The sequence below is a fragment of the Brevundimonas denitrificans genome, from assembly GCF_030160755.1.
In the GTDB taxonomy this organism is placed as follows: domain Bacteria; phylum Pseudomonadota; class Alphaproteobacteria; order Caulobacterales; family Caulobacteraceae; genus Brevundimonas; species Brevundimonas denitrificans.
On record NZ_BSOY01000085.1, the window covers coordinates 1 to 8,579 of the forward strand.

The window sequence follows — 8,579 nt, forward strand, 5'->3', positions numbered from 1 at the left end:
CGGCGGCGATGGCCGCCTCGCCGACGGCGTTGACGTGGTCGCCGGCCATCCGCTGGCGGAACTGTTCGGCGACCGGCGCGGCCAGGGCGGGGACCGCCGCGGTGATGCGGTCCGTGCGGCCGATGACGAAGGTGTCGGCCGTGTTCTGCTGCGAGAAGGGCTCGCCGCGGCCGCTGCTGAACACCCCGGCGATGACGCCCTGACCATTCTGTTCGGCGGACTGGCGGTTCAGGCCGGTTCCCGTCTGCAGGGTCGCGCCGACCGAGGCGGCCACCGCGGCCAGGTCTTCACCGCCGCGCACGCGGGCGGCCAGGGCGCTGGCGCGCGCGGTGAGCAGCCGGGCGTTCTCGCGCAGCACCCATTGCTGGGCCAGAGGCTCACGGATGGCGGCCAACGGCGGCAGGGCCGCCGGCAGGATGTCGTCGAGGCGGACCACGAAATACTGGCCCTGGCCCATGTCGACCACTTCGCTCTCGGCGCCCTTGCCGAGGCTCCACATGGTCTGGATCAGTTGCGGCGGCAGGGGCGGGTTGATGTCCTGACCGTTGCGCAGCTTGCCGTCCTGACGGATCGGCGGAATCTGGATGAGGCGGGCGGCGACGTCGCGCACGGCGACGTCCAGGGTCTTGCCGTCCTGACGGGCCTTCTCATAGGCCTCGACCCGACGATAGACGGAGGCGCGGGCGTCCTCCGCCCGCAGCTCGGCGATCACCTGTTCGCGGACGTCGGCCAGGGTCGCGGCGCGGCCCGGCTGGATGCTGGTCACGCGGGCGACGACAAAGCCCACGCCGGCCTGGACCGGGGCGGACACCTGGTTGACGGCCAGGCCGAAGACGGCGGCGGCGACGGCCGGGTCGCCCAGGGCGCTGCGCGGCGTGTCGACGTATTCGGCCGGCTGGATGCTGTTGGCCCGGGCCACATCGGCCGGGGACTGGCCGGCGCGCAGGGCGGCGGCGATACGGTCGGCCGCGGCGCGGTTCGGCGCGGTCAGGGTGACGAAGGTGCGCTTCTCGGGCAGCGACAGGGCGTCGCGGCGGAAGTTGAACCGCTCCTGGATGCGGGCCTCGGTCGGCGCGGCCGCGGGGGCGGCGCCGTCATCGAACAGCACCACCGAGGCGGTGCGGGACTCGGGCTGGCGCAACTGGTCGGCGTTCTGGTTCATCAGGGCGGTCAGCTGGGCGTCGGTCGGAGCGCCGGCCGTGCCCGCCATGGCCTGGGTGACGGTGAACCAGCGGGCGTCGCGGGTCTCAAGCGCCTGGCTGGCCAGGATGGCGCCATAGACGCGGGGAAGACGCATGCCGGCGCCGAGGGCGGCGCCGTAGTGCTGGGTCGAATACTGGTCGCGCAGCTGCGCCTCGAACATCTCGGGCGTGGCGTTGCCCTCGGCCAGGGCGGTGCGATACTGCTCCTCGCTGAACTGGCCGGTGACGCTGTCGAAGAAGGCGGGGGCCTGGCGAATCTGGCGCAGGACCAGCTCCTTGCCGGGGCGGATGCCGGCCTTCCAGGCCCAGTTCACGAAGCCCAGCTGTTGCGACTTCTGCTCCAGATACTGGCGCAGGCCGCCTTCACCGATCAGTTCCTCGAAGGTCAGGGCCCGTCCGGCCTGTTCCTGGGCCTGCTCGCGGATGCGGTCCAGTTCGCCGCGGAACTCGGTCGGGCTCATGCTGCGATCGCCGGCCGAAACCACATGCTTCGGACCCAGGTTCGCCAGGACATCCATCTGCGATCCGCCGGTGACCAGCAGGCCGATGGCGAGCAGGACCAGCAGGCCTATGGCCCATTTCGATTTGGCGAAGGTGCGGAAGGCGGTGAGCATGGTTGGTCCTGGCGGATCAGCGGCAAGGGTGCTGCTTGGCCTATAGGGTGTCAGCGCCCCGCACGGCAAGACGATGGCGCGATTGTTGGGCTGCGGTGGGCGTCTCCTTCCCCACTTCGGGGGAGGGAGACGCTTGGCTTGTCGAAAGGCGCCGCATAGAAAGCCCGGATGATACAGACCTCAAAACTGATCGCCGGAAACTGGAAGATGAACGGCCTGGGCGCGAGCCTGGCCGAGGTGGCGGCGCTGCGCGCGGCGCTGGCGGAGGCCGCTCCGACCTGCCGCGTGGCCCTGTGCCCGCCCGCGACCCTGGTCGAGCGGATGGCGCGCGCGGCCGGGGACGGCGTCGAGATCGGCGGGCAGGACTGTCGGGCCGAGACCCACGGCGCCTTCACCGGCGACATCTCCGCGGCCATGCTGAAGGATGCGGGCGCGACCCTGGTGATCCTGGGACATTCCGAACGCCGTCAGGGCCATGGCGAGACCGACGCCCTGGTGGCGTCCAAGGCCGAGGCGGCCCTGGCCGCGGGTCTGGCCCCGATCATCTGTGTCGGCGAGACCCTGGAGCAGCGCGAGGCCGGCCGGGCGGTCGAGGTGGTGCGGTCGCAGATCATGGCTTCGCTGCCGCTGGCGCTGGCGGGACGGGACTTCGCCGTGGCCTATGAGCCGGTCTGGGCCATCGGCACGGGCCTGACGCCGACGCTGGAGCAGATCGAGGAAGTGCACCGGGCCGTCCGCGCGGCGATGATCGAGCGTCTGGGGCTGGGCGTCGCCGCCACGCCGATCCTGTACGGCGGCTCGGTCAAGCCGGACAACGCCCGCGAAATCCTGGCCGTGCCCGAGGTCGGCGGCGCCCTGGTCGGCGGCGCCTCGCTGAAGGCGGCGGACTTCCTGGGGATCATCCGGGGCGCCCAGGGATCAGGCCGCAGGGAGTAGGGCAGGGGCCGCCGCTGATCCCGCTTCTTGCCTGAAGGGGCCTACTGCCTACGGCCTATTCCCTAACCCCTCCGCTAATGTTAGACGCCGCCGCTTGATCGGCGCCGCCTCGCGCCACACATATCGGCTGCCATGCTCCAGACCATTCTCCTCGTCGCCATGATCCTCATCTCGGTCGCGCTCGCCGGCGTGATCCTGATTCAGCGTTCGGAGGGCGGCGCCCTCGGGATGGGCGGCGGGCCGTCGGGCTTCATGACCGCGCGCGGCGCGGGCAACCTGCTGACCAAGACGACCTGGGTTCTGGCCACGCTGTTCTTCCTTTGCGCCATCGGCCTGACGATCCTCGGCAACGTCGAGCGGTCCAACCGCTCGATCGTCGACGCCGACGCCGTGGGCGAACTGATCGCCCCGACGACGACGGACGCGGCGCCGGCCGTCGATCCGGCGGCTCCGGCGCAACCGGCCGCGCCGTCGCTGCAGAATCTGGAATCCAGCCTGTCGGGCGTGTCCGCCGCTCCGGCCGCACCGGCCCAGCCGGCCCCCGCGAACTAAGGATGGGCGGGGACCTTATCCCCGCCTTCCTCTCCCGCCCTCAAAGTCTCCGCAGTTCGCCGCTCGAATCAGCGGTAGAGTGATCTCCCATGGCCCGTTACGTGTTCATCACCGGCGGCGTGGTTTCCTCATTGGGAAAAGGCCTCGCATCCGCCGCTCTCGGCGCGCTTCTGCAAGCGCGCGGCTACAAGGTCCGGCTGCGGAAGCTCGACCCCTATCTGAACGTCGATCCGGGCACGATGAGCCCGTATCAGCATGGCGAGGTCTTCGTCACGGATGACGGGGCCGAGACCGACCTGGACCTGGGCCACTACGAGCGCTTCACCGGCGTCTCCGCGGCGAAGTCCGACAACATCACCACCGGCCGCATCTATTCGACCATCCTCGAGAAGGAGCGGCGGGGGGACTATCTGGGCGCGACCGTGCAGGTCATTCCGCACGTCACCGACCAGATCAAATCCTTCTGCCTGACGCCCGCCCTGACCGACGACGGCGATGATGTGGACTTCGTGCTGGTCGAGATCGGCGGCACGGTCGGCGACATCGAGGGCCTGCCCTTCTTTGAGGCCATCCGCCAGCTGGGCCAGGATTTGCCGCGCGGCCAGTCCTGCTTCGTCCACCTGACGCTCCTGCCCTTCATCAAGACCGCCGGGGAGATGAAGACCAAGCCGACGCAGCACTCGGTCAAGGAACTGCGGTCCATCGGCATCCAGCCCGACATCCTGCTGTGCCGTTGCGAATTCCCGATCCCGCCCGAGGAAAAGCGCAAGATCGGCCTGTTCTGCAATGTGCGCGCGACCGGCGTGATCCAGGCGATGGATTCCAACGACATCTACGCCGTGCCTCTGGACTATCACCGCGAGGGGCTGGACGCCGAGGTGCTGGCCCATTTCGGCATCACAGACGCGCCGGCGCCCGACCTGACGATGTGGGAGGAGATCGCCCGCCGCCGTCTGCACCCGGACGGCGAGGTCACCGTGGCCGTGGTCGGCAAATACACGGTCCTGAAGGACGCCTACAAATCCCTGATCGAGGCCCTGCATCACGGCGGGGTGGCCAACAACGTCAAGGTCAACATCGACTGGGTCGAGGCCGAGACCTTCGAGGGCGACCGCGAGGCCTGCGACGCCCGACTGCAGGCGGCCCACGCCATCCTGGTGCCCGGCGGCTTCGGCGAGCGCGGCTCCGAGGGCAAGATCGAGGCGGCGCGCTTCGCCCGCGAACGCAAGATTCCCTATTTCGGCATCTGTTTCGGCATGCAGATGGCGGTGATCGAGGCGGCCCGGAACCTCGCCGGCTATCCCAAGGCGTCCTCGACCGAGTTCGGCCCGACGACCGAACCCGTGGTCGGCCTGATGACCGAATGGACCCAGGGCAACCAGCGGGTCCTGCGCCAGCAGGGCGGCGACATGGGCGGCACCATGCGGCTGGGCGCCTATGACTCGACGCTGAAGCCGGGATCGAAGATCGCGCAGATGTATGGCTCGACCACGATCAGCGAGCGGCACCGCCACCGCTATGAGGTCAACATCAACTATCGCGAGGCGATCGAGCAGAAGGGCGGGCTGGTCTTTGCGGGCCTGTCGCCGGACGGTGTCCTGCCCGAAACGGTCGAGCGGGAGGACCACCCATGGTTCGTCGGCGTGCAATATCACCCGGAACTGAAGAGCCGCCCCTTCGCGCCGCACCCATTGTTCGCCGGCTTTATCGAGGCGGCGGTGGTGCAGAGCCGGCTGGTCTGAGCCTTGGCAGGCAAGGCCCGGACGTCAGCCCACGATCAACTCAATCGTTTGGGGCCTGACGGCTGTTCGATGAGCTGTCGCCGCCGGACGGCGGGATGAGGCCTTCGAAAGGCTGACGGTCTTTACAGCGGACGCAAACCCGGGTCCCCGGCTGACTGCGGCTATCGACGTACAGGTGCCCTTTCAAAAGGCATTTCACAGACTTGAGCATTGTTTGACCCGTGCAGCGCGAAAAAGCCCTGCATAGCGAGAACAATGTTACATATTTTGCTGCAGCGCAAGATGAAAGCGGATGAACGCGAGCGGTCCGCCCCGTCCGTCATGCTCCCGGTGTCCGGGATTGCACGCTGATCCGCGCCGGGGTGTAATCCTCTGTGCGCGGAGGGGGGGCGGCGAGGATCATGTTCACCCCGACGACGGTCCGGTCGGGTTTCACCCTTGTCGAGGCGCTGGTCGCGCTGATGCTGTTCGGCCTGATCGCCGCGGCGGGCGCGGCCGTGCTGTCCGTCTCGATCGACAACCGTTTCGCGGTCCGTTCGGCCACGGATCGCACCGCCGGATTGCAGCGGCTGCGCAGCCTGCTGAGGGCCGATCTCGGTCAGGCGACCGGCCGCCGGACGCGCGATTACAGCGGGGAGCCGCATCCGCTGGCGCTGGCGGGCGCAGCGGCGCCGGGCGATCCTCTTCTGGTCGTCACCCGCGCCGGCTGGAGCAACGCCGGCGCGGGCAGGTCGTCGCTGCAGCGGGTCGAATACAGACTGGTCGGGGACCGGCTGGAACGCCGTGTGTCGCCCTTCCTGGACGGATCGCGTCCGGGCCCGCCGCAGCATTTGCTGGCCGGTGTGACGGAGCTGACCGTGACCTTCGTGCAGGACGGCCGCGAGACCCCGGCTCCGACCCCCGGGCCGACCGGCAGGCCGCCTGACGCCGTGCGCCTGGACCTGACGGTGGAGGGATACGGCCGGCTGACCCAGCTGTTCCTGATCGGGGGCGGGCGATGAAGGCCGGGCCCCGGCGAGACCGGGAAGGCATGGCCCTGCTGGCCGTGTTGCTGCTCGTGGCGGTCATGGCTGTGGTGGCGGTGGCGGTGCTCGACGATGTGCGCTTTTCGGTGCGGCGCACCACCAATGCGGAAACCGGCGCCCAGGCCCAGTGGTACGCCGACGGCGCCGAGACCCTGGCGCGGCAGAGGATCGCGCGTTTGACGGCGCTGGACCCGAACCGGACTTCGACGACGCCCGCGTGGAACGGACGAGCCGTCACCCTGCCGATTGACGGGGGCACGCTGACCGCGACGGTGCGTGACGGCCAGGCCTGTTTCAACCTCAACAGCGTCGTCACCTGGACCGGGGACCGGCTGGCGGCCCGGCCGGTCGGCGAGGCGCAGCTGATGGCGCTGGGTCGAGCCGTCGGCGTCGATCCGCTGAGGATGAGGACGATCACCGACAGTCTGATCGACTGGATCGATACCGATACGACGGCTCGCCCCCTCGGCGCCGAGGACAGCGTCTACGCCGCCCTGGCCGAGCCTTACCGGACCGGCGGCGTGCTGCTGGCGGAGGTCTCGGAAATGCGGACCGTGCGGGGGGTGGATAAGGACGCCTATGACCGGCTGCGGCCCCATCTGTGCGCCCTGCCGACCGACCGGTCGCCGATCAACGTCAACACCCTGGCGCAGGCGGATGCGCCGCTTCTGGTCATGCTGACGGGCGGATCGCTCAGCCTGCCCGCCGCCCGGACTGTGATCGCCGCGCGTCCGGCCGGGGGGTGGCCGGATCCGGCCGGCTTCTGGAGCCAGCCGGCGCTGACCAGCCTGCAGCTCGATCTGGCCGCGCGCGACCAGGTCACGGTCCGGACGGACTATTTCGCCGTCCGCATCGACGTCGATCACGGCGGAGTCCGCGCCGTACGCACCGCCCTGATTGAATCGCGTCCGGGCGGCGAGGCCCGGACGGTGATCCGGCGCTGGACGCTGGAGGACTAGTCGGAGGCCGCGGCTTCCGGCTGTGGGGGAGTCGGCTGACAGCCCGTCGGGATTGGTGCTAACGTTGTTCGGTCGAGCCTTCGAAAGCAGGCCGACGGGGGAAGCGGGGACCTGTTGAACACGACGACGATCAGCGTGGGTCGTATCCGCCCGGTTGCGGTCTGGGCGAGCGCGGCCCTGTTCCTGGCGCTCTGCGTCGGGATCGGCGCCGTCCTGCCCTCGAGCGCCTCGGCCGGCCAGCTGTCCTCGCCCGGCGTCCACGAGGGCGTGGCCTCCTGCGCCGGATCGACCTGCCATGGCCGTCAGGCGCCCGACGGGGCGGTCGTGCGCCAGAATGAACTGGTCAGCTGGCAGGACCCGACGGGTCCCGGCGGATCGCACAGCCGGGCGTGGCGCACCCTGACCTATGCCCGGGCCCAGGCGATCACGCGCCGGCTGGGTCTGGGGCCGGCCCAGAACGCGCCGGCCTGTCTGGGCTGCCATGCCGAGCCCGCGGCCGCGCGCGGCGCCCGTTTCCAGGTGTCGGACGGCGTCGGCTGCGAGAGCTGCCATGGGGCGTCGGGCGGCTGGATCGCCAGCCACTACACGGTTGGAGTCGGCCATGCCGACAATGTGGCGCGGGGCATGACGCCGCTCGAGGATCCGGTCGTCCGGGCGAATGTCTGCCTCGACTGCCATTGGGGCAGCGACAGGCCGAACCAGTTCGTCACCCACGAGATGATGAGCGCGGGCCATCCGCGCCTGTCGTTCGAACTGGAACTGTTCACCGCCTTCCAGCAGCACCACGACGTCGACGCCGACTATGTGCAGCGCAAGGCGACGATGGATTCCGCCCGGCTGTGGGCCATCGGACAGGCCGTGGCCCTGCAGCGAATCCTGACCGTCTATGGCGATGCGGGGCGGGCCGGGAACGGGGTCTTCCCCGAGTTCTACTTCTTTGATTGCCACAGCTGCCACCGGCCGATCTCGGACGAGCCGAACGCGCCGCTGCTGGTCGAGGCCAATCCGGGGCGGCCCATCCCGGCGGGCATGCCGCCGTTCAACGATGAGAACATGATCATGCTGGCCGCGGCGGCGCGCACGGCGCCCGCGTCGCTGGCCCAGCGGTTCCAGACTGACTCGCGCGCCTTCCATCAGGCGCTGGCCTCCGACCGCGCCGGAGCGGTCGAGGCCGCCCGCCGACTGGCCGGGACCGCGGGTCAGTTGTCCGCCAGCTTCGCCTCCAGCCCGTTCAGCCGCGCCGACACCTTCGCCATCCTCGAGGATGTGCTGGGGGAGGCGCTGGCGCCGCGCTACACCGACTATTCCGGCGGGGCGCAGGCGGTCATGGCGGTCGACACCCTGCTGAACGCCCTGGTCGCCCAGGGCCAGATCGAGGCGGGCGCCGTCCGCGCCATGCGGCCCGACATCGACCGCGCCTACGCCGCCGTGCGCGATCCCAACCGCTATCGGCCGCAGGAATTCCGCCGCGCCTTGGGCGGGGTCGCGGCCGCCGTGAGGCGCGCCCGATGACCGGGCGGGCGAGGGGCCTGGTCCTGGCGGCGCTGGC

Annotated in this window: 7 protein-coding genes; 6 read left to right on the forward strand and 1 reads right to left on the reverse strand. The window is 70.1% G+C overall.

Annotated elements, in window-relative coordinates; translation table 11 throughout:
* Positions 1–1,816: peptidylprolyl isomerase (locus QQJ79_RS13835; RefSeq protein ID WP_284223503.1), on the reverse strand; the 1,816-nt coding region annotated here is incomplete at its 3' end.
* 168 nt (positions 1,817–1,984) lie between these two features.
* Here QQJ79_RS13835 and tpiA point away from each other — a divergent pair.
* From tpiA to QQJ79_RS13865, 6 genes are all read left to right on the forward strand, one after another.
* The gene (gene tpiA, locus QQJ79_RS13840) at positions 1,985–2,752 is read left to right on the forward strand and encodes a triose-phosphate isomerase (RefSeq protein WP_284223504.1); all 768 of its coding nucleotides are present in this window, start codon (positions 1,985–1,987) and stop codon (positions 2,750–2,752) included.
* 132 nt (positions 2,753–2,884) lie between these two features.
* The gene (gene secG / locus QQJ79_RS13845; protein WP_284223505.1) at positions 2,885–3,304 is read left to right on the forward strand and encodes a preprotein translocase subunit SecG; all 420 of its coding nucleotides are present in this window, start codon (positions 2,885–2,887) and stop codon (positions 3,302–3,304) included.
* Between the two features lie 89 nt (positions 3,305–3,393).
* On the forward strand, positions 3,394–5,046 hold the full coding sequence (gene pyrG / locus QQJ79_RS13850) for a CTP synthase (protein ID WP_284223506.1): 1,653 nt from the start codon (positions 3,394–3,396) through the stop codon (positions 5,044–5,046).
* Between the two features lie 401 nt (positions 5,047–5,447).
* Positions 5,448–6,047 carry a type II secretion system minor pseudopilin GspJ gene (gene gspJ / locus QQJ79_RS13855; RefSeq protein ID WP_284223507.1) on the forward strand — a complete coding sequence of 200 codons (600 nt, stop codon included), beginning with the start codon at positions 5,448–5,450 and terminating at the stop codon, positions 6,045–6,047.
* On the forward strand, positions 6,044–7,030 hold the full coding sequence (gene gspK / locus QQJ79_RS13860; protein WP_284223508.1) for a type II secretion system minor pseudopilin GspK: 987 nt from the start codon (positions 6,044–6,046) through the stop codon (positions 7,028–7,030). Before gspJ ends, gspK begins: the two co-directional genes overlap by 4 nt.
* Positions 7,031–7,144: 114 nt before the next feature.
* On the forward strand, positions 7,145–8,542 hold the full coding sequence (locus QQJ79_RS13865) for a multiheme c-type cytochrome (protein WP_284223509.1): 1,398 nt from the start codon (positions 7,145–7,147) through the stop codon (positions 8,540–8,542).
* Positions 8,543–8,579 lie beyond the last annotated feature (37 nt).

Bases quoted from the DNA above. Each gene is read 5' to 3' on its own strand.
- gspJ (WP_284223507.1), top strand. From the start codon at position 5,448: ATGTTCACCCCGACGACGGTCCGGTCGGGTTTCACCCTTGTCGAGGCG.
- pyrG (WP_284223506.1), top strand. From the start codon at position 3,394: ATGGCCCGTTACGTGTTCATCACCGGCGGCGTGGTTTCCTCATTGGGA.
- tpiA (WP_284223504.1), top strand. From the start codon at position 1,985: ATGATACAGACCTCAAAACTGATCGCCGGAAACTGGAAGATGAACGGC.
- gspK (WP_284223508.1), top strand. From the start codon at position 6,044: ATGAAGGCCGGGCCCCGGCGAGACCGGGAAGGCATGGCCCTGCTGGCC.
- secG (WP_284223505.1), top strand. From the start codon at position 2,885: ATGCTCCAGACCATTCTCCTCGTCGCCATGATCCTCATCTCGGTCGCG.